Origin of the sequence: Paraburkholderia sp. J7 (assembly GCF_905220155.1) — a bacterium.
Classification (GTDB): domain Bacteria; phylum Pseudomonadota; class Gammaproteobacteria; order Burkholderiales; family Burkholderiaceae; genus Paraburkholderia.
Window position 1 is genome coordinate 69,040 of sequence record NZ_CAJMYZ010000001.1, and the last position, 25,770, is coordinate 94,809.

26 protein-coding genes and 1 tRNA gene are annotated in these 25,770 nt (G+C 64.1%); 19 read left to right on the forward strand and 8 right to left on the reverse strand.

The window, feature by feature from the left end:
• Positions 1-26: 26 nt before the first annotated feature.
• From lptA to U5A58_RS00320, 8 genes are all read left to right on the forward strand, one after another.
• Positions 27-716 carry a lipopolysaccharide transport periplasmic protein LptA gene (lptA, locus tag U5A58_RS00285; protein ID WP_321959884.1) on the forward strand — a complete coding sequence of 230 codons (690 nt, stop codon included), beginning with the start codon at positions 27-29 and terminating at the stop codon, positions 714-716.
• Positions 713-1,504: an LPS export ABC transporter ATP-binding protein gene (gene lptB / locus U5A58_RS00290; RefSeq protein ID WP_321959885.1), complete on the forward strand. Its 792-nt coding sequence runs from the start codon at positions 713-715 to the stop codon at positions 1,502-1,504. The genes lptA and lptB overlap by 4 nt, the downstream gene beginning before the upstream one ends.
• Positions 1,505-1,782: 278 nt before the next feature.
• Positions 1,783-3,300 (forward strand): RNA polymerase factor sigma-54, encoded by a 1,518-nt coding sequence (locus tag U5A58_RS00295; RefSeq protein ID WP_321959886.1) that lies wholly within the window; start codon positions 1,783-1,785, stop codon positions 3,298-3,300.
• Positions 3,301-3,473: 173 nt separating this feature from the next.
• Positions 3,474-3,830, forward strand: coding sequence for a ribosome hibernation-promoting factor, HPF/YfiA family (hpf, locus tag U5A58_RS00300; protein WP_028201861.1), 357 nt, complete (start codon positions 3,474-3,476; stop codon positions 3,828-3,830).
• A 353-nt stretch (positions 3,831-4,183) separates the two neighbouring features.
• Positions 4,184-4,639: a PTS IIA-like nitrogen regulatory protein PtsN gene (gene ptsN / locus U5A58_RS00305; protein ID WP_028201860.1), complete on the forward strand. Its 456-nt coding sequence runs from the start codon at positions 4,184-4,186 to the stop codon at positions 4,637-4,639.
• Between the two features lie 168 nt (positions 4,640-4,807).
• Complete coding sequence (hprK, locus tag U5A58_RS00310; RefSeq protein ID WP_028201859.1) at positions 4,808-5,776, forward strand: HPr(Ser) kinase/phosphatase; 969 nt, start codon at positions 4,808-4,810, stop codon at positions 5,774-5,776.
• Between the two features lie 152 nt (positions 5,777-5,928).
• Entirely contained in the window at positions 5,929-6,822 is an 894-nt protein-coding gene (gene rapZ, locus U5A58_RS00315) for an RNase adapter RapZ (protein WP_321907682.1), read from the forward strand.
• Positions 6,823-6,864: 42 nt separating this feature from the next.
• Complete coding sequence (locus U5A58_RS00320; RefSeq protein ID WP_321907680.1) at positions 6,865-7,500, forward strand: LON peptidase substrate-binding domain-containing protein; 636 nt, start codon at positions 6,865-6,867, stop codon at positions 7,498-7,500.
• Positions 7,501-7,529: 29 nt separating this feature from the next.
• Here the strand turns inward: U5A58_RS00320 and mutY are convergent, their stop codons facing one another.
• Positions 7,530-8,663, reverse strand: a complete 1,134-nt coding sequence (gene mutY / locus U5A58_RS00325) for an A/G-specific adenine glycosylase (RefSeq protein WP_321959887.1) — start codon at positions 8,661-8,663, stop codon at positions 7,530-7,532.
• A gap of 15 nt (positions 8,664-8,678) precedes the next feature.
• Complete coding sequence (gene mutM, locus U5A58_RS00330; RefSeq protein ID WP_321907677.1) at positions 8,679-9,509, reverse strand: bifunctional DNA-formamidopyrimidine glycosylase/DNA-(apurinic or apyrimidinic site) lyase; 831 nt, start codon at positions 9,507-9,509, stop codon at positions 8,679-8,681.
• A 122-nt stretch (positions 9,510-9,631) separates the two neighbouring features.
• Between mutM and U5A58_RS00335 the strand changes: the two genes are divergently transcribed.
• The 8 genes from U5A58_RS00335 (at position 9,632) to hisC (ending at position 16,902) form a co-directional block, all read left to right on the forward strand.
• Positions 9,632-11,467 carry a tetratricopeptide repeat protein gene (locus U5A58_RS00335; protein ID WP_321959888.1) on the forward strand — a complete coding sequence of 612 codons (1,836 nt, stop codon included), beginning with the start codon at positions 9,632-9,634 and terminating at the stop codon, positions 11,465-11,467.
• Positions 11,467-12,129, forward strand: coding sequence for a lipoprotein insertase outer membrane protein LolB (lolB, locus tag U5A58_RS00340; RefSeq protein WP_321907673.1), 663 nt, complete (start codon positions 11,467-11,469; stop codon positions 12,127-12,129). Before U5A58_RS00335 ends, lolB begins: the two co-directional genes overlap by 1 nt.
• An 87-nt stretch (positions 12,130-12,216) precedes the next feature.
• Positions 12,217-13,119 carry a 4-(cytidine 5'-diphospho)-2-C-methyl-D-erythritol kinase gene (gene ispE / locus U5A58_RS00345; protein WP_321959889.1) on the forward strand — a complete coding sequence of 301 codons (903 nt, stop codon included), beginning with the start codon at positions 12,217-12,219 and terminating at the stop codon, positions 13,117-13,119.
• Between the two features lie 50 nt (positions 13,120-13,169).
• Positions 13,170-13,246: transfer RNA gene (locus U5A58_RS00350), tRNA-Gln, on the forward strand.
• Positions 13,247-13,335: 89 nt separating this feature from the next.
• The gene (locus U5A58_RS00355; RefSeq protein WP_321907823.1) at positions 13,336-14,292 is read left to right on the forward strand and encodes a ribose-phosphate pyrophosphokinase; all 957 of its coding nucleotides are present in this window, start codon (positions 13,336-13,338) and stop codon (positions 14,290-14,292) included.
• 166 nt (positions 14,293-14,458) lie between these two features.
• Entirely contained in the window at positions 14,459-15,067 is a 609-nt protein-coding gene (locus U5A58_RS00360) for a 50S ribosomal protein L25/general stress protein Ctc (RefSeq protein WP_321907671.1), read from the forward strand.
• Positions 15,068-15,216: 149 nt separating this feature from the next.
• Entirely contained in the window at positions 15,217-15,819 is a 603-nt protein-coding gene (gene pth, locus U5A58_RS00365; RefSeq protein ID WP_321934342.1) for an aminoacyl-tRNA hydrolase, read from the forward strand.
• Positions 15,820-15,834: 15 nt separating this feature from the next.
• Entirely contained in the window at positions 15,835-16,902 is a 1,068-nt protein-coding gene (hisC, locus tag U5A58_RS00370; protein WP_321959890.1) for a histidinol-phosphate transaminase, read from the forward strand.
• Between the two features lie 70 nt (positions 16,903-16,972).
• Here the strand turns inward: hisC and U5A58_RS00375 are convergent, their stop codons facing one another.
• From U5A58_RS00375 to rsmD, 3 genes are all read right to left on the reverse strand, one after another.
• Positions 16,973-17,233 (reverse strand): YfhL family 4Fe-4S dicluster ferredoxin, encoded by a 261-nt coding sequence (locus tag U5A58_RS00375; protein WP_321907664.1) that lies wholly within the window; start codon positions 17,231-17,233, stop codon positions 16,973-16,975.
• A gap of 80 nt (positions 17,234-17,313) precedes the next feature.
• Positions 17,314-17,817 (reverse strand): pantetheine-phosphate adenylyltransferase, encoded by a 504-nt coding sequence (gene coaD / locus U5A58_RS00380; RefSeq protein WP_321907661.1) that lies wholly within the window; start codon positions 17,815-17,817, stop codon positions 17,314-17,316.
• Between the two features lie 108 nt (positions 17,818-17,925).
• Complete coding sequence (rsmD, locus tag U5A58_RS00385; RefSeq protein WP_321959891.1) at positions 17,926-18,567, reverse strand: 16S rRNA (guanine(966)-N(2))-methyltransferase RsmD; 642 nt, start codon at positions 18,565-18,567, stop codon at positions 17,926-17,928.
• 290 nt (positions 18,568-18,857) lie between these two features.
• On the opposite strand from rsmD, the gene ftsY reads away from it, so the two are divergent.
• A complete protein-coding gene (ftsY, locus tag U5A58_RS00390; protein WP_321959892.1) occupies positions 18,858-20,027 on the forward strand; it encodes a signal recognition particle-docking protein FtsY in 1,170 nt (389 codons plus the stop codon).
• Between the two features lie 97 nt (positions 20,028-20,124).
• Here the strand turns inward: ftsY and maiA are convergent, their stop codons facing one another.
• Entirely contained in the window at positions 20,125-20,772 is a 648-nt protein-coding gene (gene maiA / locus U5A58_RS00395) for a maleylacetoacetate isomerase (RefSeq protein ID WP_321959893.1), read from the reverse strand.
• A 44-nt stretch (positions 20,773-20,816) separates the two neighbouring features.
• Positions 20,817-21,515, reverse strand: coding sequence for a fumarylacetoacetate hydrolase family protein (locus U5A58_RS00400; RefSeq protein ID WP_321959894.1), 699 nt, complete (start codon positions 21,513-21,515; stop codon positions 20,817-20,819).
• A gap of 288 nt (positions 21,516-21,803) precedes the next feature.
• On the opposite strand from U5A58_RS00400, the gene ybiB reads away from it, so the two are divergent.
• Positions 21,804-22,766, forward strand: a complete 963-nt coding sequence (gene ybiB / locus U5A58_RS00405; protein WP_321959895.1) for a DNA-binding protein YbiB — start codon at positions 21,804-21,806, stop codon at positions 22,764-22,766.
• Positions 22,767-23,349: 583 nt separating this feature from the next.
• Positions 23,350-24,996 carry a 2-isopropylmalate synthase gene (gene leuA / locus U5A58_RS00410; RefSeq protein WP_321959896.1) on the forward strand — a complete coding sequence of 549 codons (1,647 nt, stop codon included), beginning with the start codon at positions 23,350-23,352 and terminating at the stop codon, positions 24,994-24,996.
• 140 nt (positions 24,997-25,136) lie between these two features.
• Here the strand turns inward: leuA and U5A58_RS00415 are convergent, their stop codons facing one another.
• Positions 25,137-25,520 (reverse strand): nuclear transport factor 2 family protein, encoded by a 384-nt coding sequence (locus U5A58_RS00415; protein WP_321959897.1) that lies wholly within the window; start codon positions 25,518-25,520, stop codon positions 25,137-25,139.
• Positions 25,521-25,770: the final 250 nt, after the last annotated feature.

Consider the following 25,770-nt stretch of genomic DNA (forward strand, 5'->3'; position numbering starts at 1 on the left):
GGGCCGTCCACGCAAGGCACGATTGCATGAACGATTCGCTTCCCCGTCCACTGAACGGCCGTTCGCCTGACGCGCGCCGCGCACGCTTCGCGGCGCTGATGGCGCTCGCCAGCGCGCTGCTGTTCGCCGGCTTCGCGCCCACGGCCCACGCTGAGCGCGCCGACAAGGACAAGCCGCTCAATATCGAAGCGGACAACATGACGTACGACGATCTGAAGCAGCAGACCGTCTTCACCGGCCACGTGGTCGCCACCAAGGGCACGATCCTCATCAAGGCCGACAAGCTCGTCGTGACGCAGGACCCGCAGGGCTACCAGTACGCAACCGGCACCGTCGCGCCGGGCACGCCCGCCGAAAAGCTCGCCTACTTCCGCCAGAAGCGCGAAGGCCTCGACGAATACGTCGACGGCACGGCTGAGCGCATCGACTACGACGGCAGGCAGGACCTGACCACGCTCACGACGCGCGCCACCGTGCGCCGCCTGCAGGGCCTCTCCACCGTGATGGATCAGGTCCACGGCAGCGTCGTCACGTACGACGGCCAGAACGACTTCTACACGGCGAAGTCGGGCAAGGACGTCGCAGGTCCCGGCAACCCCGGCGGCCGCGTTCGCGCCATGCTCTCGCCGCGCAACACCACCGGCGCACAGCCGACCGCCGGCGCCCCGGCAGCGCTCACGCCGTCCACCAAGCTGCAGGAAGCGCCGCCACAGTGAATACCGTTACCGCCCCCCAAAGCTACGGCCGCCAGCTGGCCGGCAAGACGAGCACGCTCGTCGTGCGCAACCTGAAGAAGCGCTACGGCTCGCGCACCGTCGTCAAGGACGTTTCGCTCGACGTGAAGAGCGGCGAAGTGGTCGGTCTGCTCGGCCCCAACGGCGCCGGCAAGACCACGTCGTTCTACATGATCGTGGGCCTCGTGCCGCTCGACGCCGGCGAGATCGACCTCGACGGCCAGTCCATCAGCCTGTTGCCCATTCACAAGCGCGCGGCGCTCGGTCTTTCGTATCTGCCGCAGGAAGCTTCGGTGTTCCGCAAGCTCACCGTTGAAGAGAACATCCGCGCGGTGCTCGAGCTGCAGGTGGACGGCAACGGCAAACGTCTGTCGAAAGACATCATCACCGAGCGTGCCGAAGCGCTGCTCGACGAACTGCAGATCGCGCATCTGCGCGAGAACGCGGCGCTGTCGCTCTCGGGCGGCGAACGCCGACGCGTTGAAATTGCGCGCGCGCTCGCAACCGATCCGAGCTTCATCCTGCTCGACGAGCCGTTCGCGGGCGTGGACCCGATCGCCGTGCTGGAAATCCAGAAGATCGTGAAGTTCCTCAAGCAGCGCAACATCGGCGTGCTGATCACGGACCACAACGTGCGCGAGACGCTTGGCATCTGCGACCACGCGTACATCATCAGCGACGGCACCGTGCTCGCGGCCGGCGCGCCCGGCGAGATCATCGAGAACGAAAGCGTGCGCCGCGTTTATCTCGGCGAACACTTCCGCATGTAAGCTCCAGGGCGCGCCTCGCGCGCCCATTCACCGCAGTACCGCAGCGCCCGCCCGCGCGCGCGATCCGCATTCGCGTTTTTCCGGCCTTATCTTTCGCGTTTCCCCGTGTAACTCCGCTGTATCGACCTTGCCCCCAAAACGGTGCACGGCAGGGCGAGCGGCGACCCTGTTTGCGCACCAAATTCCGGGCACACGGCAGCGCGGCACACGCTCGTTTTTGCGAATGTCCCGTGGTTTCGTCCGCGTGGCAAACTCTTTACAATGGTTCGCACACCGCCATGAAAGCCAGCCTCCAACTCCGCCTCTCGCAGCATCTTGCGCTCACGCCACAACTGCAACAGTCCATCCGGCTGCTGCAGCTGTCGACGCTCGAACTGCAGCAGGAGGTCGCGACGGCGATCGCGCAGAACCCGCTGCTCGAGAACGAGGACGACTGGATCGCGAGCCCGCTGCGCGTGGCCGCGGACGGCTCGGTCATCGCGCAGCCGCCCACGCCTTCGGGCGCCGAGCCGATGCAGGGCGCGACCGGGTCGACCACGGCATCCAACGGCAGCGGCGAAAACAGCGAGAGCGAGCCGCGCGGCGTGGATGAGTACGACGGCCTCGGCGGCGACTCGAACGGCGATGCGAGCCAGTGGAACCTGGACGACTACGGCCGCTCCGGCAACGCTTCCGACGACGACGACCTGCCGCCGCTGCAAATCCACGAATCGACCACCACGCTGCGCGACCATCTAATGGCGCAGCTGCGCGAAACGAACGCGAGCCAGCGCGACCGCGCGCTCATCACGTTCCTCATCGAATCGCTCGACGAAGACGGCTACCTCAGCGCGACTTGTGAGGAAATTCTTGCCGACATCCCTGAAGAGCTCGAAGTCGACGCCGACGAATTCAATGCGGCGCTAGCGCTGCTGCATAGCTTCGACCCCGCGGGCGTGGGCGCGCGCTCGGCCTCCGAGTGCCTCAAGTTGCAGTTGCTGCGTGTCAATTCGTCGCCCACGCGCACGCTCGCGCTCGAGATCGTGTCGAACCATCTGGAACTGCTCGCCGCGCGTGACTTCACGCGGTTGCGCAAGCAACTGAAGACGGGCGACGACGAGCTGCGCGATGCGCATGCGATGATCCGCTCGCTCGAGCCGTTCCCGGGCGCGTCGTATGGCAAGGCCGAAGCCGATTACGTGGTGCCGGACATCATCGTGAAGAAGGCCGGCCAGAACTGGCATGCCGAACTGAACCCGGAAGTGGTGCCGAAGCTGCGCATCAACCATCTGTACGCGAATATTCTGCGCAATAACCGCGGCGACCCGGGCAGCGGTTCGCTGCGCCAACAGCTGCAGGAAGCGCGCTGGCTGATCAAGAATATCCAGCAGCGCTTCGAGACGATCCTGCGTGTCGCGCAGGCTATCGTCGAGCGTCAGAAGAACTTTTTCGTGCACGGCGAAATCGCCATGCGCCCCTTGGTTTTGAGGGAGATTGCTGATACGCTGGGCCTACACGAATCAACTGTCTCGCGTGTGACAACCGGTAAATACATGCTGACTCCATTCGGGACACTTGAATTTAAGTACTTCTTCGGATCGCATGTTTCAACGGACACCGGAGGCGCTGCATCGTCCACCGCCATCCGCGCCCTCATCAAGCAACTCATAGGAGCCGAGAACACCAAATCCCCTCTTTCAGACAGCCGCATCGCCGAACTGCTGGCGGAACAGGGCTTCGTGGTCGCGCGACGCACAGTCGCGAAGTATCGTGAGGCGTTGAAGATTCCAGCGGTCAATCTGCGCAAGTCTCTTTAGCTTGTTCCGGCTTTCACGGAGCAAGCGTTTTCCGGTCGCTACGCCCGTTGGCGGACATGGCCGGCCGAGTTAGCCCGCCGTCGCAGGCCTTTCGGGGAGCCGCGCACTGGCAGACAGTCGACCGGCATTGCCGCACTTCACGCGTTACGCGGCCATTAGCCTGGAGAAGCACTATGAATCTGAAGATCAGTGGACACCATCTCGAAGTAACGCCAGCGTTGCGAGAATACGTGATCACCAAACTGGACAGGGTGCTAAGACATTTCGATCAGGTAATCGATGGCAATGTGGTCCTCTCGGTCGACAACCATAAGGAAAAGGATAAGAGACAGAAGGTTGAAGTGAACCTTCATCTGAAAGGCAAGGACATATTTGTGGAGAGCGCGAACGGCGACATGTACGCCGCCATTGATCTCGTGGTCGACAAACTCGATCGCCAGGTCGTACGTCACAAAGACCGCGTGCAGGGACATCAACATGAGGCGATCAAGCACCAGCCTGCGCCCATCATCGAAATCCCGCCGCAGTGATCCCACAGTGTTCCTTGTGGCAATCTGCGCCATGAACCGGGGCTGGAGTCGATAGTTGATCCTCCGCCCCATGAAGCCAAGCCGCCCGAACCGGGCGGCTTTTTCGTGAGTGGGTGCAGTGCAGGGTTTTACCGCTGGGTGCAACCGGAGCACGAGGGTTGCGCTCATGCGTGGCGCATCGCACCATCGGCGTGAGCGCTTGTTCTATAATGATCCAGTCGTATTACGGGGTCTAACGCGCCAACAGGTCCCCACGGTCCCGGCACCGGGCTTCGTCGCCAGATCCAAAGCTGCCGCCTAGGCGGTCAGCGGTCGGGGTGTGGAGCATTCAGGCCACGTTTTCGCCTGCCAACATGAATCGTTTAGCCAAAATACTTCCCATCGAGAACGTCGTCGTCGGCCTGTCCGTTACCAGCAAGAAACGCGTCTTCGAACAGGCTGGCCTGATCTTCGAAAACCAGAACGGCATCGCCCGCAGCACGGTTACCGACAATCTTTTCGCACGCGAGCGCCTCGGCTCCACGGGCCTCGGCGAAGGCGTCGCGATCCCGCACGGCCGCATCAAGGGCCTGAAGCAGCCGCAGGCCGCCTTCGTGCGCCTCGCCGAGCCGATCGCCTTCGAAGCGCCAGACGGTCAGCCCGTCTCGCTCCTCATCTTCCTGCTCGTGCCGGAACAGGCCACGCAGCAGCACCTTGAAATCCTGTCCGAGATCGCACAACTGTTGTCGGATCGCGAAACACGTGAGCGGCTCCATACGGAAGAAGACCGCGAAACGTTGCATCGCCTGCTCACCCAGTGGCAACCTTGATGTAATACGCGGCGTCTTGCGGGGCGCGTTCGCGGGTCCGCGCGGCCGAAGAGCGCGCGCCCGAAGCTCGTTGCAGGGGTGAAGCGCAAGGCGCAAGCAGCCGCGAGCCAACCGGGTCACACAATCTAGTTAGCCGTTAAGCGAGTCATCTCGCGGAGTCACCGACTCATGGACACTTCCAGCATCAACGCCCAAAGCATCTTCGACGACAACGCCACCACGCTGAAACTCAGCTGGCTGACGGGGCACGAAGGCTGGGAACGCGGCTTTTCGACCGAAACGGTGGCCACGGCCACGGCGAGCGCGGACCTCGTCGGCCACTTGAACCTCATCCACCCGAACCGCATCCAGGTGCTCGGCGACGCCGAAATCCATTACTACCAGCGCCAAACCGACGAAGACCGCTCGCGTCACATGGCCGAGCTGATCGCACTCGAGCCGCCGTTCCTCGTGGTCGCCGACGGCATGACCGCGCCGCCCGAGCTGGTACTGCGTTGTACGCGTTCGTCCACACCGCTCTTCACCACGCCGATGTCGGCGGCCACCGTCATCGACAGCCTGCGCCTTTACATGTCGCGCATTCTCGCGCCGCGCGCGACGCTGCACGGCGTGTTTCTCGACATTCTGGGCATGGGCGTGCTGCTCACGGGCGACTCGGGTCTCGGCAAGAGCGAACTGGGTCTGGAACTGATCAGCCGCGGCCATGGCCTCGTGGCCGACGACGCCGTGGATTTCGTGCGCCTCGGCCCCGATTTCGTCGAAGGCCGCTGCCCGCCGCTCTTGCAGAATCTGCTCGAAGTGCGCGGCCTGGGTCTGCTCGACATCAAGACGATCTTCGGTGAAACGGCCGTGCGCCGGAAGATGAAGCTCAAGCTCATCGTGCAGCTCGTGCGCCGCCCGGACGGCGAGTTCCAGCGTCTGCCGCTGGAAAGCCAGACCGTGGACGTCCTTGGCCTGCCCATCAGCAAGGTCACGATCCAGGTGGCCGCGGGCCGCAACCTGGCCGTGCTGGTCGAGGCCGCCGTGCGCAACACGATCCTGCAATTGCGCGGCATCGACACGCTGCGCGACTTCATGGACCGCCAGCGTCTTGCCATGCAGGACCCCGACAGCCAGTTTCCCGGCAAGCTGATCTGACGCCCGAAGACGCGTGGCCGGCGACGCGCGACCGGCGAGGTGCGCGTTTCACGCCGCGCGCGCCCTCGAAACAAGCCTCTGCGGCCCGGAGAGCCAATACAGGCGCGCGGATCGGATGCTATGATGACCCAATCGGGTTCATCGACTCTCCCATGCGTATCATCCTGATCACCGGCATTTCGGGTTCCGGCAAGTCAGTGGCGCTCAATGCGCTCGAAGACGTCGGCTATTACTGCGTCGACAATCTGCCGCCGCGCTTTCTTCCGCAACTCGCGCAATATCTCAGCGACGACGGCTACGAACGCCTCGCCGTTGCTATCGATGCGCGCTCGAGTTCGTCGTTCGACGACATGCCGGAGATGATCCGCGACCTGGCGCTTCGCCACGACGTGCGCGTGCTGTTCCTCAATGCGAGCACGCAGTCGCTCATCCAGCGCTTCTCGGAAACGCGTCGCCGCCATCCGCTTTCAGGCTCCGCCGCACACGATGCGAACGTGGGCATGCTCAAGTCGCTCGAAGAAGCCATCGAGCACGAGCGCGAACTCGTCTCGAACCTTGCCGAATTCGGCCATCAGGTCGACACGAGCAACTTGAGTTCCAACGCGCTGCGCCAGTGGGTGAAGGTGTTCGTCGAAGGCGAGCGCGGCTCGCTCATGCTCACGTTCGAATCGTTCGGCTTCAAGCGCGGTGTGCCGCTCGACGCGGATCTCGTGTTCGATGTTCGCACGCTGCCGAACCCGCATTACGACGCTCGTCTGCGGCCGCTCACCGGGCTCGATCAGCCCGTGATCGACTTTCTGAATGCGCAGCCGGCCGTCCACGAAATGATCGACGATGTTTATGCGTTCGTCGCGAAGTGGCTGCCGCATTTTCGCGCCGACAACCGCAGCTATCTCACCGTTGCGATTGGCTGCACGGGCGGACAGCATCGTTCGGTGTTCATCGCCCAGACGCTCGCCACGCGCTTTGCCGGCGAGTCGAACGTTATCGTGCGTCACCGCGACGCGCCTCTCGATGTCGGAGAGTCGTCACGGCTGATCGCCTAACCGGCTGCGCATCGCGCGGCCCTTAACCGAAAGCGTTGCGCCATGTCCTCGTCTCCTGCCGTGCTTGCCGATTTGCCGCTGTTCCCGCTGCATACGGTGCTCTTCCCTGGCGGCCTGCTGCCGCTCAAGATCTTCGAAGCGCGATACCTGGACATGGCGAGCGAGTGCCTGCGCGAGCGCACGCCGTTCGGCGTGTGTCTGCTCAAAAGCGGCGCCGAAGTCGCACAGCCCGACGAGACCGCCGTGCCGGAGTCCGTTGGCTGCCTCGCGCTCATCGAGCAATGCGATGTCGAAACCGTCGGCATGCTGCACATCAAGGCACATGGCACGCAGCGCTTTCATCTGCTCTCGCATCGCGTGGAAGCCGACGGCCTGCTCGTGGGTATGGCCGAACTGATTCCCGAAGACATACCGCTAGAAGGCGGCAAGCAGCTTGCGCAATTCGGCGCGTGCGCGGAAGTGCTCGAGCGCATCATCGCGACGATTCGCGAGCGCGATCCCGCGAGCCTGCCGTTTGCTGAGCCGTTTCGCTTCGGCGATCCCTCGTGGGTATCGAACCGTCTCGCCGAGGTGCTGCCAATCGCACTGCGCGCGCGTCAGAAGCTCATGGAGCTGAACGACGCGGGCGCGCGTATCGAAATCGTGCATCACTACATGCAGCAGCATCAGCTGCTTTGATGCGACGTTGACGCTGCTTTCTCGCTGACTCAGATCAGCGGTCCACGCAATCCGTCGAGCAGCTTGCGCACCGGCGCAGGCACCCCATACGCGTCGATATTGGAAAGCAACACCCATGCGCTCTGACCATCATTCACTTCGAGCGGCCCGACGCTGCGCTTCAGTTCGATCACGCGCGGCTCGATGTCGAGCTTGAAGTGCGTGAACGTGTGCGTAAGCGGCGCGAGCGTGGAGCTTGAGGCCGCACGCTCAGGCGTCACGCCGAACTCACGCGCGCGTTCGGCGAGCGCGGGTTCGTCGGCCGCTTCGGGCAGGCTCCACAAACCGCCCCAGATACCCGATGGTGGGCGCTTCTCCAGCATCACCGCGTCGCCGTCGAGCAGCACGAGCATCCAAGTGCGCCGCGTGGGCACGGTCTTCTTCGGGCGCGCGGCGGGTAGTTCGCGCTGACGTCCCGTCGTATTCGCCACGCAGTCGCCGGCAAACGGGCAACGCGCACAATCGGGCTTGCCACGCCCACACAGCGTCGCGCCGAGATCCATCAAGCCTTGCGTGTACGCGCTTACATCGGCGTCGCTCGCTTTGGGACCCGGCACGAGCGTTTCGGCGAGCGTCCACATCGCGTTCTCTATGCGCTTTTCGCCAGGAAAGCCTTCCACGCCGAACACGCGAGCAAGCACGCGCTTCACGTTGCCGTCGAGAATCGTCTCGCGCGCGCCGAACGCGAACGACGCGATCGCCGCCGCCGTCGAGCGGCCAATGCCGGGCAGTTCTGCGAGTGCCTCGACCGTCGACGGAAATTTGCCGCCGTGGGTTTGCGCGACCACCTGCGCGCAGCGGTGCAGATTACGCGCGCGCGAGTAGTAGCCAAGGCCGGCCCAGAGCGCCATCACGTCGTCGTCGGGCGCGGCGGCGAGCGATTCGACCGTGGGAAAGCGCTCGAGAAAACGCGCGTAGTACGGAATCACGGTCGAGACCTGGGTCTGCTGCAGCATAATTTCCGAAAGCCAGATGCGATACGGGTCGCGCGTGTTCTGCCACGGCAGATCGTGGCGGCCGTGCTCGCGCTGCCAGGCAATCAGGCGCGGCGCAAAGCCGGTGAGCAGTTCAGCGGGATAGGCGCCAGCCGGCAGCGGCGCGGAGGTGGACGAAGTTCGGTACATGGAAAAGCTTGGTGCTTACCGCTGGCAGCGCGGACAGAAATAAGTGGAACGCTGGCCCTGCACGATCTGCTTGATCGGCGTGCCGCACACGCGACAGGGTTGGCCCGCGCGGTCATAAACGAAGTATTCGAGCTGGAAATAGCCGCTCTGGCCGTTACTGCCAACGAAGTCGCGCAGCGTGCTTCCGCCCTTCTCGATGGCCGAGGCGAGCACGGCGCGCACGGCGTCCGCGAGCAGTTCGTAGCGCGCGAGCGAAACACGCCCGGCTGGGGTCGTCGGCCGGATACCGGCGCGGAACAGACTTTCCGACGCATAAATGTTCCCGACGCCCACCACGATGTCGCCCGCGAGCAGCGCCTGCTTGACGGCGACCTTGCGCCCGCGTGTCTCGCGAAAGAGCAGCGCGCCGTCAAAGGCCGGCGTGAACGGCTCGATGCCAAGCCCCGCCAGCAGCGGATGGCCGAGCACGTCGCCCGCTTCGCGCGGATGCCAGAGCACGGCGCCGAAACGGCGCGGGTCGCGAAAGCGCAGCGTGAAGTCGTCGAAGAACCAGTCGACGTGGTCGTGCTTCTCAGCGGCCGGAGGCTTGGGCAGATTGCGCAGCACGCGCAGTGTGCCGGTCATGCCCAGGTGCACGATGAACCATCCTTCGTCGACCTCGAACAGCAAATATTTGCCGCGCCGGCCAACGGAACGGATCGTGCGGCCGCGCAGCGTACGGGCGAGCGTGGCCGGCACAGGCCAGCGCAATGAGGGGTTGCGCACCTCCACACGCTCAACGCGGCGGCCCGCGACCCACGGTTCGATCCCCCTTCGGGTAACCTCAACTTCTGGCAACTCTGGCATGTCTGGCGGCCTGATTCCGATGCTGGTCCGGGTTGGTCTGCAACTTGCGTAAACGTGTGTGCGCGTTGTGCGCGTATTGTAGCCAGCGCGTTACAATCGACCGAAACATTCGACGGAATTCCATGGAACTGTCTTTCGTTAAGCTGTTCGCGAAGCGTCCCACGACGCCCAGCATGCCTGCCGCCTTTGCGCGTCGCCTCGTCGGGGCCGCCGTTCTCGCGGCCTGGGCGTTGACCACGTCGAGCGCGTATGCGCAGGATCCGTCCCCCGACACGGACGACACTTCCGTCACCATGCCGGACGCATTCGGTCCCGCCTCGCCCGACGAGAAGAAGGATCTCCCGAGCGTACCGCTGTCGAGCCAGATCGTCTTCCAGGTGCTCGCCGCGGAAATCGCGTTGCAACGCGACCAGCCTGCGCCCGCCTTTCAAACGTATCTCGCGCTCGCGCGCGACACGCACGACCCGCGCATGGCGCAGCGCGCGACCGAAATCGCGCTCGCGGCGCAAAGCCCTTCTGACGCACTGACCGCGGTCCAGCTCTGGCAGCAGTACGCGCCCGACTCCGAGCGCGCCGCGCAACTCGACGCCTCGCTGCTCGTGCTCGCCGGCAAGCCCGACGACGCCCAGCCGCTGCTCGCGCGCGAACTGGCGAAAGTCCCGGCTGACAGCCGCGGCCAGGCCATCCTCTCGTTGCAGCTTCTGCTGTCGCGCGGCCCGAATCGCGTGGGCGGCCTGAATGTGCTCAAGACGCTGCTCAAGGACGACTTGAACCGCCCCGAGGCGCAGCTCGCGATCGGCCGCCAGCAACTGCTCGCCGACGACGTGCCCGGCGCGCGCAAGTCGTTCGAGCAGGCGCTCTCGCTCAAGCCCGACTACCTTCCCGCCGCGCTGATGCTCGCGCAGATGGGGCCGGAGGAGCGTGCCGAAGGCATTGCGTCGATCGAGAAGTACGTCCAGCAGAACCCGAAGTCGCGCGAAGGCCGTCTTGCACTCGCGCAAACGTATCTCGCCGCCGACCGACTCGACGACGCACAGAAGCAGTTCGAGATCCTGCACAAGGAGAACGCGAACGACCTGATGCCGCTCATGGCGCTTGCGCTCATCAGCGTGCAGCAGAAGAAGTTCGACGCTGCGCAGAAGTATCTGACGCAATACGCACAACTGGCCGAGAAGAATCCGGCCGCGGACCCCGGTCAGGCCTATATCTATCTCGCGCAACTCTCGGTCGAGCAGAAGGACGATGCCGGTGCGCAGAAGTGGCTCGACAAGATTCAGCCGAGCAGCCAGCAGTACGTGCCGGCCCAGATCACGCGTGCGCAAATCCTGGACAAGGAAGGCAAGACCGACGACGCGCGCCGCCAGCTCGCGAGCATTCAGGCCGAAGACCCGCGCGACCAGGCGCTGATCGCGCGCACAGACGCCGCGATCCTGTTCGACGCGAAGCGCTACCCGGAAGCCGAGGCACGCCTCGCGAAGGCGACCGCCGACTTCCCGGACGACCCGGACCTCACCTATGACTACGCGATGGCCGCGGAAAAGAACGGCCATTACGACATCATGGAAGCGCAACTGCGCAAGCTGATCAAGACGCAGCCTGACAATCCGCAGGCCTACAACGCGCTCGGCTACTCACTCGCGGACCGCAACCAGCGCCTGCAGGAAGCCGACAAGCTGGTTGAAAGAGCCTCGGCGCTCGCCCCGGACGACGCGTTCATCATGGACAGCGTGGGCTGGGTGAAATACCGCCTGGGCGACAATGCCGACGCGATCAAGCTCTTGCGCAAGGCCTACAGTCTCCAGCCGAACGCGGAAATTGGCGCGCACCTCGGCGAAGTGCTCTGGAAGAACGGCGACCAGGACGGCGCACGCGCAGCGTGGCGCGAGGCCCGCAAGCTCGAACCCGACAACGACACGCTCCTGAAGACGCTCAAGCGCCTCCAGGTCAACGATCTCTGATGGCAGATTTTTTCACTTCGGTTTCCTCAAAGGCACTATCCGCTGCGCGCGCCGCCCGCTTTGTGCGGCGCGCGTCGCTTGGCGCAGCAGCGGCAGCGCTCCTTGTACTCGCGGGCTGCGCCACGCAACAGCCGCCGCGCCAGCCGTCCACCTCGAACGCCACGACCTCGCTGACTACACAAACGAGCCGCGCCTATCATGGCCGTTTCGCTGTGCAGTACGTCGACCAGAACGGCCAGCAGCGCAACGCGTACGGCAACTTCGACTGGCGCGAGACCGACTCCACGGTGACGCTGCAACTGCTCAATCCGCTCGGCCAAACGCTCGCGCTCGTCACGTCCGCGCCGTCGCAAGCCACGCTGGAACTGCCTAACCGCCAGCCGCTCACGGCCGACAACGTGAGCACGCTCATGCAGCAGGCGCTTGGCTTCGCACTGCCCGTGGAAGGGCTGCGCTACTGGCTGCAGCCATCGGTTGCGCCCTCGTCGCACGCGCGCACCACGCCCGACCCGCAGAATCCGCAGCGGCTTTCGCAGATCGAGCAGGACGGCTGGACCATCGATTATGTCGCCTATGCAGACACGCCGGGCACGGGCGTGAAGCGCGTCAATCTCACGCGCGAAGATCCGCCGCTCCAGATCAAGCTCGTGCTCGACCAGTAAGCGCGCCGGTTACTGTCAGTTACTGTCTCTCATCAGCAATATCTGGCCGGCATGCGCCGGCCAGGATTCAGGCATCCGTAAAGCATCATGATCGAAACCCAGGACTCGCTGCGCGACTGCCTAGCGCCCGCGAAACTCAATCTCTTCCTGCACATCACGGGTCGCCGTCCCAATGGCTATCACGATTTGCAGACCGTGTTCCAGTTGCTCGACTGGGGCGACACACTGCATTTCACGCGCCGCCAGGACGGCCGCATCACGCGCACCGTTGAAGTGGAAGGCGTGCCGGCCGAGCATGACCTCACTGTGCGCGCGGCGACGCTGCTCAAGGAACACACGGGCACGAGCGAAGGCGTCGAGATCGATATCGAAAAGCGGCTGCCAATGGGCGCCGGTCTTGGCGGCGGCAGCTCGGACGCGGCCACGACGCTGCTCGCGCTCAACCGCCTCTGGAAACTCAACTTGCCGCGCGAAGAACTGCAGGCACTCGCACTCAAGCTGGGCGCGGACGTACCCTTCTTCGTGTTCGGGAAAAATGCATTCGCGGAGGGTGTTGGAGAAGCATTGGAGGCTGTACAATTGCCCCCGCGTCATTTTTTGGTCGTGACGCCGCGGGTTCATGTTCCGACTGCCGAGATTTTTTCAGAAAAATCGTTGACAAGGGACACAAAGGCCTGCACAATAGCAGTCTTTCTTGCACAGCAAGCAACGCAAAAGGGATGGCCAGAAAGCTTCGGCCATAACGACATGCAAGCGGTTGTCGCAGGAAAATACGCGGAAGTAGCGCAGGTGCTTCGATGGTTTGAGAGTGTCTCGAATAGCATCGCACCAGCGCGGATGACCGGATCGGGTGCCAGCGTTTTTGCAGCATTCGCCAGTCGGTCCGAAGCAGAATCGGCACAAGCCAAACTGCTTACGGAGCAACCGGACTGGAGAAGCGCGGTAGCCTCGAGTCTGAATACACATCCACTCTTCGCTTTCGCGGCATAGTTTTGCGTGGTTGATCGACCTACCGGTCAGCCAGGCTCGAAGTTGAGTGTAGGGGAGTCGCCAAGTTGGTTAAGGCACCGGATTTTGATTCCGGCATGCGAGGGTTCGAGTCCTTCCTCCCCTGCCAAAAATTCCAGGCAGTTCGCTCTGTGGGTTACCCAGGGCAGTTCGCCTAAGTAGTTCCTCTCCGCCCCCCAAGTCCGCAGCAGGTGCATGATGAGCAGCCATGACGGCCTGATGGTTTTTACTGGCAACGCGAATCCCGCGCTTGCCCAGGAAGTCGTCAAGATCCTCGGTATTCCCCTCGGCAAGGCTATGGTTAGCCGCTTTTCCGACGGTGAAATCCAGGTCGAAATCCAGGAAAACGTGCGTGGCAAGGACGTCTTCGTCCTTCAGTCGACTTGCGCACCGACCAACGACAACCTGATGGAACTGATGATCATGGTCGATGCGCTCAAGCGCGCATCCGCAGGCCGGATCACAGCCGCTATCCCCTACTTCGGCTATGCCCGTCAAGACCGCCGCCCCCGTTCGGCGCGCGTCGCCATCTCGGCGAAGGTCGTGGCGAACATGCTGGAAATCGCGGGCGTCGAGCGGATCATCACGATGGATCTGCACGCCGACCAGATTCAGGGCTTCTTCGATATTCCCGTCGACAACATCTACGCTACGCCCGTGCTGCTCGGCGATCTGCGCAAGCAGAATCACGAGAACCTGCTGGTCGTTTCGCCGGACGTCGGCGGCGTGGTGCGCGCCCGTGCGCTCGCCAAGCAACTCGGCTGCGATCTCGCGATCATCGACAAGCGTCGTCCGAAGGCGAACGTCGCCGAAGTGATGAACATCATCGGTGAAGTCGAAGGCCGCACCTGCGTGATCATGGACGACATGGTCGACACCGCCGGCACGCTCTGCAAGGCAGCGCAAGTGCTGAAGGAACGCGGCGCGAAGCAGGTCTTCGCTTACGCCACGCACCCGGTTCTCTCGGGTGGCGCAGGCGAGCGTATCGCCGCCTCGGCGCTCGACGAACTGGTTGTGACCGACACGATTCCGCTGGGCGCCGAAGCGCGTTCGTGCGCGAAGATCCGCGCGCTCACGAGCGCAGGACTTCTTGCCGAAACGTTCTCGCGTATCCGTCGCGGCGACTCGGTGATGTCGCTCTTCGCGGAAAGCTGATCAGAATTGACGCGCAAGGCGCGGTGTTCGCAAGAGCGCCGCGCTTTTGCACGTAATCGGCGCGAACGGACGAAGGTTCGCGCTGCATCGCTGGGGGCCTCACAAGGCAATGGCTGGAAAGGCCCCGTTTTACTGCCTGGTCGCGGGCAGTGCATTGGAGAATCAAATGAAAGTCATCGCTTTCGAGCGTAACCTGCAAGGTACGGGTGCGAGCCGCCGCCTGCGCAATGCTGGCAAGACCCCTGGCATCGTGTACGGTGTTGGTTCGGAGCCGCAACTGGTCGAACTCGACCACAACGCGCTTTGGCACGCCCTGAAGAAGGAAGCCTTCCACTCGTCGATCCTCGACCTCGAAGTGGCCGGCAAGTCGCAACAAGTTCTGCTGCGCGACGTGCAATACCACCCGTTCCGTCAGCTCGTGCTGCACGTGGACTTCCAGCGCGTGGATCCGAACAAGAAGATCCACACGAAGGTGCCGCTGCACTTCATGAACCAGGAAACCAACCCGGCTGTGAAGCTGGGTGGCGCGATCATCTCGCACGTTCTGGCTGAAATCGAAATTCAGTGCCTGCCGGGCCAACTGCCGGAATTCCTCGAAGTCGACCTCGCCAAGATCGAAGCCGGCCAATCGCTGCACGCCAAGGACATCACCCTGCCCGCAGGCGTGACGCTGGTCCCGCACGTTGAGAGCGAAAACCCGGTCGTCGCGTCGGCACCCGTGCCGGCTGGCGCCCAGGCGGCTGCTGAAGGCGAAGAAGCGCCGGCTGCTGAGTAAGCGCAGCGGCTTCAACGAGCCGATCCTCTCGATCCGTTTCCCTGAAACGGACGACGTGACCCGCCGCGGTTCGCCCCGGCGGGTTTTTTTTCGCACTTTTTCGTACACTTGCGGGTCGACTGACTGATTTCCGCAGGCGGAACACCACAATGATCAGGTTGATCGTCGGGCTCGGCAATCCGGGCGCCGAATACACGGCGACGCGCCACAACGCGGGCTTCTGGCTCGTGGACCAGCTCGCGCGCGAAGCCGGCACGACGCTGCGCGACGAGCGGCGCTTCCACGGCCACTATGCGAAGGCGCGCCTCTACGGCGAGGAAGTGCATCTGCTCGAGCCGCAGACCTATATGAACCGCTCGGGGCAATCGGTCGTCGCGCTCGCGAACTTCTTCAAGATCCTGCCCAATGAGATCCTCGTCGCGCACGACGAGCTCGATCTGTCGCCCGGCACCGTCAAGCTCAAGCTCGGCGGCGGCAGCGGCGGCCACAACGGCTTGAAGGATATTTCCGCGCATCTGTCGACGCAGCAGTACTGGCGTTTGCGCATCGGCATCGGCCATCCGCGCGATCTGATTCCCGAGGGCGCGCGCGCAGGCGCCAAGCCCGATGTCGCGAACTTCGTGCTCAAGCCGCCGCGCCGCGAAGAGCAGGATGTGATCGACGCCTCGATCGAGCGCGCGCTCGCCGTGATGCCGACATTCGTGAAGGGCGAGGCCGAACGCGCGGTGATGCAGTTGCATCGCAATGGTTGAAACAAGGAGAGCGTCTTGAGTCGTTACTGGAGTGACATCGTCAACCGGCTCGTGCCTTACGTGCCGGGCGAACAGCCCGCGCTCGCGAAGCCGGTCAAGCTCAACACCAACGAGAACCCCTATGCGCCCTCCCCGCGCGTGCTCGAGGCGATCCGCCACGAGCTCGGCGAAACGGGCGAGTCGCTGCGCCGCTATCCCGACCCCGTCGCGAAGCGCCTGCGCGCCGCTGTGGCCGCGCATCACGGCATCCGCGCGGAACAGGTGTTCGTCGGCAACGGCTCGGACGAGGTGCTGGCCCACGCGTTCCAGGCGCTGCTCAAGCACGACAAGCCGATCCTCTTTCCGGACATCACATACAGCTTCTACCCGACCTACGCGCGGCTCTACGAGGTCGAGTACCGCACCGTGCCGCTCACCGCGCAGTTCACGATCAACGTCGACGATTACCTGCAGCCCAATGGCGGCGTGATCTTCCCGAATCCGAATGCGCCCACGGGTCACGCGCTGCCGCTCGCGGAAATTGAGCGTCTTGTCGCGGCGAGTGCGGAATCGGTGGTGGTCATCGACGAAGCCTATGTGGATTTCGGCGCCGAATCGGCCATCGCGTTGATCGACCGCTATCCCAACTTGCTGGTCGTGCACACGACTTCGAAGTCGCGCTCGCTCGCGGGCATGCGCGTGGGCTTCGCGTTCGGTCATCCCGATCTCATCGACGCGCTCAACCGCGTGAAGGACAGCTTCAACTCGTACCCGCTCGACCGTCTGGCGCAAGCCGCCGCGACGGCCGCTTACGAAGACGCCGAATGGCTCAAGACGACAAGCGCGCGCGTGATCGCAAGCCGCGAGCGTCTGACGGCCGCGCTCGCTGCACTCGGCTTCGAAGTCGTACCTTCGGCGGCAAACTTCGTGTTCGCGAAGCATCCTGCGCACGACGCGGCGGCAATTGCCGCCAAACTGCGCGAAAAAGAGATCTTCGTGCGCCATTTCAACGCGCCGCGCGTGAACCAGCATCTGCGCATTTCGATCGGCACCGATGCCGAATGCGACACGCTCGTCGATGCCTTGAAGGCCATCGTCGCGTAAGAAGACGGCAAGATGAAATAAAAAACGCGCCTGTTGGCGCGTTTTTTATTCCCGAAGGATTCTGCGAGATTCAGGCGGCGTTCTTCGCCGCGATCAGCGCGTGGTACTTCTGCATCAATTGCTCCGGCGACTCGACATGCTCCGGATTCTTGGGGATGCACTCGACCGGGCACACTTGAATGCACTGCGGCTCATCGAAATGGCCGACACACTCGGTGCACTTGCCCGGGTCGATCACATAGATTTCCGGGCCCATCGAGATCGCGTCGTTCGGGCATTCGGGCTCGCACACGTCGCAATTGATGCACTCGTCGGTAATCATCAGGGCCATGCTTATCTCACTTCCTGCCAGCGCGAAGGCCGGCTCACACGTTGCTTAGCCCTATAGTTTACGCTGCTTTCGCCGCGCGTTCACGCCTTCGTAACCGGGCCGCCCATTGAGGCCACCTTGTCCTGCAGGCGCTTTTCCACTGAAGGAAACACGAACTTACTGACATCTCCACCCAACTGGGCGATTTCGCGCACGATCGTGCCCGAAATGAACTGATACTGGTCCGAAGGCGTCATGAACATCGTTTCGACGTCGGGCAGCAGATAACGGTTCATGCCCGCCATCTGAAATTCATACTCGAAGTCCGACACCGCACGCAGCCCGCGCACGATCACGCGTGCGTTGTTGGTGCGCACGAAGTCCTTCAGAAGCCCCTTGAAGCTCATGACCTGGACATTCGGATAGTGGCCGAGCACCTCGTGGGCAATCTCGAGCCGCTCGTCGAGCGAGAAGAAAGGCTTCTTGTTGCGGCTGTCCGCAACGCCGACTACCAGCGTGTCGAAAATGCTCGACGCGCGCCGCACGAGATCTTCGTGGCCGCGCGTAAGCGGGTCGAAGGTGCCGGGGTACACGGCGACTACCATGAGGCTTCTCCTCTCAACAGAAATGGGGTGCAATGCAGTGCCGTGGCGATGCTTGCACATATGCGTGCGTGACGGCCAGGCCGCCCGCCGCTTCTTATCGAACGCGCATTATTCCTCATTTTCGCGCTGCAGCAAATGATAGTGAACCGCACCCGCCCGGCCCTCGCGCACCACGCTCCAGCCCGACAGCGCGGGCCGTGCAGCCGGATCGACCGGCTCGCCGGACTCCACGTAGAGCCATCCGCCCGGGGCAACAAGCGGCGCGGCCAGTTCGAGCGAGCGCTCGAGCAGCGCGGTGTCACCGAACGGCGGATCGAGGAACACTACATCGAACGAGCCTGGCGCGAGATTGGCCGCGAGGCGCAGCGCGTCGGCTTCCGCGACTTCGATCATGCGCGCGCCAAGGCGCGCCTGGTTCGCGCGCAACTGCGCCGCGGCGCGCGCGCTGCGCTCCACCATCACGACTCGCGCGGCGCCGCGCGAAGCCGCCTCGAAGCCAAGGCCGCCGCTGCCCGCGAACAGGTCGAGGCAGCGCAGGCCGTCGAGGCGCTGGCCGAGCCAGTTGAAGAGCGTTTCGCGCACACGGTCGGGGGTCGGGCGTAGCCCATCGAGATCGAGCACCGGCAGCGGCGTGCGCTTCCAGTCGCCGCCGATGATGCGGACCGTGTGTGTTCCGCCGCCGCCACGCGCGCGCGGATCGGACTGATGGGAACGGCCGCCTTGGCCACGTGAGGATGAGGAACGGGTCATGCGTTGGGTCGTACGGCTGCGTGCATTTGACCGCTGGCAGTCAATCTGCCGGCGGAACTCGACTGCTGGGTTCGGGCACGACGCTTCCACATCGCACCCTCCAATGCGCGCACGTTACCACAGGGGCGCGCACGTGCCGCGCGCACGCCGCAAGGACCGTGCGGCGACGCCGCCGCGACTCCAGGTAATGTGCCTGATAAAATGCCATGTTTTCCGCGCGTTACCTCTTCCCATGCCGTCGCTGACCGCCCCTCGGTCCGACCCGCAGCGCGCCTGACCCACCCCAGACCATGTTCAGTTTCTTCAAACGATTCCGCGGCTCGAAGGACGCCGAGAACGCGCCGGCCGAGAACGCGCAGGACGAAGCCACGCTCGAGGCGCCGGACGAGGCCGATGAAGCACCCGCCAGCACGGCGCGCGAAGCGTCGCCCGCGCCATCTGTAGTTGCGGCCGAGGCCGCGCCGGTCGAGCCTGTCCCGGCGCAGGAAGCGAGCGCCACCAGCGATGACGAACCGGAAACCATCGAGATCGTCCCGCCGCCCGCGCTCGAGGCCGCCGCCAAGCAATCCTGGCTCAAGCGCCTGAAGTCGGGGCTCTCGAAAACGGGCTCGAACATCCAGAGCATCTTCGTCAACGCGAAGATCGACGACGACCTCTACGAGGAGCTCGAAACCGCGCTGCTGATGTCGGATGCGGGCGTCGATGCCACCGAATATCTGCTCGAAACGCTGCGCCAGAAAGTGCGCGCCGAGCGCCTGACCGAAGCGCAACAGGTGAAGGACGCCCTGCGCGAGCTGCTGATCGACTTGCTCAAGCCGCTCGAAAAGTCGCTCATGCTCGGTCGCGCCCAGCCGCTCGTGATGATGATCGCGGGCGTGAATGGTGCGGGCAAGACCACCAGTATCGGCAAGCTGGCGAAGCATCTGCAGAGCTTCGACCAAAGCGTGCTGCTCGCCGCGGGCGACACCTTCCGCGCCGCCGCACGCGAACAGCTCGCCATCTGGGGCCAGCGTAACAACGTGACGGTCGTGCAGCAGGAAAGCGGCGATCCGGCCGCGGTGATCTTCGACGCCGTGAGCGCCGCGCGCGCGCGCCGCATCGACGTGGTGATGGCCGACACCGCGGGCCGCCTGCCGACGCAATTGCATCTGATGGACGAGCTGAAGAAGGTCAAGCGCGTGATCGGCAAGGCGTTCGACGGTGCGCCGCACGAGGTGCTGCTCGTGATCGACGCGAACACGGGCCAGAACGCGCTCGCGCAGGTCAAGGCGTTCGACGACGCGCTCGGCCTCACCGGCCTCATCGTGACGAAGCTCGACGGCACCGCCAAGGGCGGCATTCTCGCTGCGATCGCGCGCCAACGCCCGATTCCCGTGTATTTCATCGGCGTGGGCGAGAAGGTCGAAGACCTGCAGCCGTTCGTGGCCGAGGAATTCGCCGACGCGCTGCTTGGCGGCTAAAAGCGCGCGTTTAAGTGGATTTAGATACACAAAGGGCGTCGTTCTCACGAACGACGCCCTTTTTCATTGGCGCAGCCGACGTACGCCGGTCAGACGCTCACTCCGAATCCGGCTGCACGCCCGGCGCGGCGCGTGCGAACGCGTCGAGCGTGAGCGCGTAGTCGTTGATGCGCTGAATGGTCGGGTAGCGCGTCGTGTCGATCTTGAACCGGTTCGCGTTGTAGACCTGCGGCACGATGCAAAGATCGGCAACGGTGGGCGTGTCGCCAAACGAGAGCTTGCCGGTGCGCGGATCGCTGGCGAGCCGCTGTTCCAACGTCTCGAAGCCCGCCTCGATCCAGTGGCGGTACCACGCGTCTTTCGTCGCGTCGTCCGCGCCAACGCTGTGCTTGAGGTACTTCAGCACGCGCAGGTTGTCCACCGGATGAATCTCACACGCCACCTGCAGCGCAAGCGAGCGAACGTGCGCACGATCGGCGGGCGACTTCGGCAGCAGCGGCGGCTCGGGATGCGTCTCCTCCAGATACTCGATGATCGCGAGCGACTGCTGCAGCGTGTGCCCTTCGTCGTCGACGAACGCCGGCACGATCGCGTCGGGATTGACCTGGCGATAGGCGGGCTTGAGCTGCTCGCCGCCATCGCGCACGAGATGGACCGGCACGTACTCGTACGACAGGTTCTTCAGATTCAGCGCAATACGCACTCGATACGATGCCGAACTGCGGAAATAGCTGTAAAGCTTCATGCTCCTCTCTTGCTCCTCTTGAATCCTGATGCGGACCGCGCCGCTCAGACGACCCGCACGGCGAATTCGCCGATGCCTGCCACACCGCCCGTCATCAGGTCGCCCTTCACGACGGCACCCACGCCCTCGGGCGTGCCCGTATAGATCAGATCACCGGCCTTCAGCTCGAACAGCGTCGAAAGGAACGCGATCGTGTCGGCAACCGGCCAGATCATCTGCGAGATGTCCGAGCGCTGCTTTTCCTCGCCGTTGACCGCGAGCCAGATTTCTCCCTTCTCGAGCTGGCCGATTTTCGAAACCGGATGGATCGGGCCGATGGGCGCCGAATGATCGAAGCCCTTGGCGGTATCCCACGGACGACCGAGCTTCTTCGCTTCAGCCTGCAAGTCGCGGCGCGTCATGTCGAGCCCGAGCGCGTAGCCGTAGACATGGTCGAGCGCGCTGGCGACCGGAATATCCTTGCCGCCCTTGCCAATCGCCGCGACCAGTTCCATCTCGAAGTGCACGTTCTTCGATTGCGCGGGATACGGAAACTCGGCGGTCGAACCGGGCGCGACGTAGAGCACGGCGTCGGCAGGTTTGGAGAAGAAGAACGGCGGTTCACGGTTCGGATCGTGGCCCATCTCGCGCGCATGCGCTTCGTAGTTGCGGCCAACGCAGTAGATGCGCCGCACGGGGAAACGCGAGTCGCTGCCGGCCACCGGCACCGAGGCGAGCGCCGCCGGTTCGAATACGTACGTCATGAAGTTCTCCGTCTTTGTGATGGAGCGTGCGCGAGGCACGCGGGCCTGTAGATCTTTAGGGCGTGTAAGGCGTGAGGCGCGGCTTGCACGCCAGAGCAATCGCGAGTGTAACGCGCGACGGTGAGCACGCGCGGCGAAGCCTTCAAGCAGCCTTCGCGGAGGGGGCTGACCAGAAGCGGGCGCTGGCGTGGCCGGCGAGGCATGGGGTGCTCGTGCGATACTTCTCGCATCCCCCATTTCAATACGACGGCGGCGCGCCGCACGCCGTCGAACGAACCGCGCTCGCCCATGACCATCGCCGACTCGACCGACATCTTCCCGTGCGCCCGCTTTATCAAGGAGATTGGCCGCGGACCGAACGGCGCGCGCTCGCTCTCGTCCGAAGACACGCACGCGCTCTACGCCGCAATGCTCGACGGCCGTGTGCCCGAACTGGAGCTGGGCGCGGTGCTGCTCGCCTACCGCCTCAAGGGCGAAACCGCCGATGAACTGGCCGCCATGCTGCGCGCCGCGCACGCCTCGTTCGCGCCGCTCGCGGTGCCAGCAGGCGACTATCGGCCCGTGTCGATCCCAAGCTACAACGGCGCGCGCAAACAACCCAATCTCGTGCCGCTGCTCGCCCTGCTGCTCGCGCGCGAAGGCGTGCCAACGCTCGTGCACGGCGTCACCACCGACGCGGGCCGCGTGACGAGCGCGGAAATCTTCGCGGCGCTGAACCGGCCCGAAGCCCACAATCACGCCGACATCGAAGCGCAACTGGCGTCGAGCCGCGTGGCGTTTTCATCGATCGAAACGCTCGCGCCCAAGCTCGCGCGGCTGCTGTCGCTGCGCCGGCGCATGGGCGTGCGCAATTCCACGCATACGCTCGTGAAGCTGCTTCAGCCGTTCGCCGAGCCGGGCCTGCGCCTCGTGAACTACACGCACCCGCCGTACCGCGAAAGCCTGAGCGCCCTCTTTGTGGCGCATCCGGAAGCCGCCGTTGGCGGTGCGCTGCTCGCGCGCGGCACCGAGGGCGAAGCCGTGGCGGACACGCGCCGCCAGGTGCAGGTCGACTGGCTGCACGACGGCATCTGCGAGACGCTGATCGAGCCGGAGCGTTCATCGCCTGGCGCGCCCGAAATCGATCTTCCGGAAGGTCGCGACGCGCCCACTACGGCGGCATGGATCGAAGCGGTGCTGCGTGGCGAAGCACCGGTGCCCGACGCCATCGCGCGTCAGATCGAGACGATCAAGCGCATCGCGAAGCGCTAACGTTCGAACCCAAAGCACATCGCCCAATCCGCTGAAAGCCGTGCGGAGCGGGCGATCCACGCAACGAGCACAAGCGCATCGGCGCGCTTCGTCGGCTATCTTCACACATCGTCGCGCGCTCAATCTGCAAATTCCCTGTTGACACACGCGTCCGCCCTGTTTTACATTGGACGAATGCGTTCCTACCCGAACACCCTCCGAATTACCCTCGGCCGACTATCGGCCCTATCGCTACGCCTAGCCTAAAGCTGGTGTAGCGCCGCAACGACCCCCTCTCCGGTCACCGCGGTCCTCCCCAAGCAGTTCTCGCAGTACCCCAAATCCGCTGTATCTCTACAACCTGTCGTCTGCATTCGTCCGCTTACCGTCCGGACGAGTCGCGAGGTCAAAATGCACGTTGCATGGGCATCGTTTACGTCCGCTGTCGCCGCGCCGGCTACCGCCGTCACCGTGGCCGTCTTCTTCGCGTCCGCGGTTGCCGCCCGTACGCATGAAGTTTCGCGCATCGTGCTCCGTCGCCAGCCCGCCAGCCGCCCGCTGCCGACCGCCATCGCATACGACAACACGAAGAACGAGGCTCGTCATGTTGCGTAATCCCGCCGAGAAGTACCGCCCCTTCCCCGCCATCCGCTTGAACGGCCGTAAATGGCCGACGCGCACCGTCGAACGCGCGCCGATCTGGATGAGTACCGACCTGCGCGACGGCAACCAGTCGCTGATCGAGCCGATGAGCATCGAGCAGAAGACCGAGTTTTTCGAGATGCTCGTCGCGATCGGCTTCAAGGAAATCGAAGTCGGCTTTCCGTCGGCTTCGCAGACCGACTTCGATTTCGTGCGCAAGCTCATCGAAGAAAAGCGCATTCCCGCGGACGTGACGATCGAAGTGCTCGTGCAGTCGCGCGAAGAACTGATCGCCCGCACGTTCGAAGCGCTCGAAGGCGTGCCGCGCGCGATCGTCCACCTTTACAACGCGATCTGCCCGTCGTTCCGCAAGATCGTGTTCGGCCAGTCGAAGGACGAAGTGAAGGCGCTCGCGGTCGAAGGCACGCGCATTATCCGCGAACATGCCGACAAAAACCCGCAAACACACTGGATTTACCAATATTCGCCCGAAACGTTCAGCATGACCGAGCTGACCTTCGCGCGCGAAGTGTGCGATGCGGTGGCCCAGACGTGGCGCCCCACGCGCGATCACAAGATGATCGTGAATCTCCCGGCGACCGTCGAAGCGGCGATGCCCAATGTCTACGCCGACCAGATCGAGTGGATGGACCGCAACCTCGCGTACCGCGACAGCATCGTCCTCTCGGTACATCCGCATAACGACCGCGGCACGGCGGTGGCCGCCGCCGAAATGGCGCTGCTCGCGGGCGCGGATCGCATCGAAGGCTGCCTGTTCGGCAATGGCGAACGCACCGGCAACGTCGATCTCGTCACGCTCGCGATGAACCTCTACACCCAGGGCATCGACCCGGGCCTCGACTTCTCCGACATCGACGCCGTGCGCCGCGTGGTCGAGCGCTGCAACCAGCTGCCCGTGCACCCGCGCCATCCGTATGCAGGCGACCTCGTGTTCACGGCGTTCTCGGGCTCGCACCAGGACGCGATCCGCAAGGGCTTCGCGCAGCAACGGCCCGACGCGGTCTGGGAAGTGCCCTATCTCCCGATCGATCCCGCCGATCTCGGCCGCAGCTATGACGCGGTGATCCGCGTGAACAGCCAGTCGGGCAAGGGCGGCGCGACGTATCTGCTCGAGCGCGGCATGGGCTTCACGCCGCCGCGCCGTGTGCAGATCGAGTTCAGCCACGCCGTACAGACCGTCGCCGATACGTCGGGCGAGGAAATCACGGGCGATGCCGTCTGCGCGCTGTTCGCGCGTGAGTACTTCGAAACGCGCGGGCCGGCCGCCAACGTGGGTTCAGGCCGGGTGCGCTGGGAAGGCCGCGACGTGGCCATGCCGGCTGCCGCGAACGCCGACGAGGCGCATGCGCAAGCCGTGGCCGCCGCAATCGCGGCAACGGCGGGCGAGCGTATCGAAATTACCTCGTTCGAGAGCGAACGTACGGCGCAGGGTGGCACGGCCGTATTCGTCGGTGCGCGTGTGGGTGGCCAGCCGCTGCGCCACGGCGTGGGCGTGGGTGATGACGCGGTCCATGCCTGCGTGGCGGCGGTGGTCAGCGCAGTGAATCGTGCGGCCTGGACGCGTATAGAAGAGCGCGTGGCGGCCTGACGCCGACCGCGCGCAGCAACCCAGGCAGTTTGAAGTCAAGCAGGGAAATCGGCGGCATGTTGAGCGCCGGCGGCAAAACGGGCCGCCGGCGTGCGCCTGAAGCGCCTAAGCGGCGCTCCAGCGAGTGGACTTACCGGTCGTCACTCGATCGCGCAACGCGTCGCCTGCCATGCGAGCAGACGCCAGTGACCACCCTCTTGCGTCTGGATCGCCGTATAGGCAATAGGAAAGAGCAGCGCACCGTTGTTCGCTTCCATCTCGATCAGCACGCGCCCGGAAACCACGCAGGCCTCGTTTCCGGCTTGAAACACGTCCTGCGACTGGATCTCGATCTGGCGGTAGCGGCGGCGGCCCGCCGTGATCGCATCGATGAACTGCTGCTTGGTCTCGCGTTTGCCGTTGGTGTGGACGAAGGTCGCGTGATCGGACAGCAACTGGTCCAGCGACGTGCCGTCGCCATCAACCATCGCGCGAAAGCGCTCGCGCTCAAGTCCGCGAATCGCATCGATTAGTTTTGCCGCCATCGCTCAAGCCCCTTGCGCGCCGGCCCGCGCCTGAGCGCAGCCCCACGCCGAAGATTTTCCGCATATGTCTGGCTGAAATTTATACCAGGATTTCACGCAAGGATACTTGCGATCAAAGACAACACCCCCATGTATGGCGCATAAGCCACGCGTCCGGTGAAAACTTCGCATGGCGGCAGCTGCATCCCCGCAGCCGCGCCCTGATGTCGCAGCGCAGCACTTTCAGCTTCGTCTGATGTCTATTCATCGG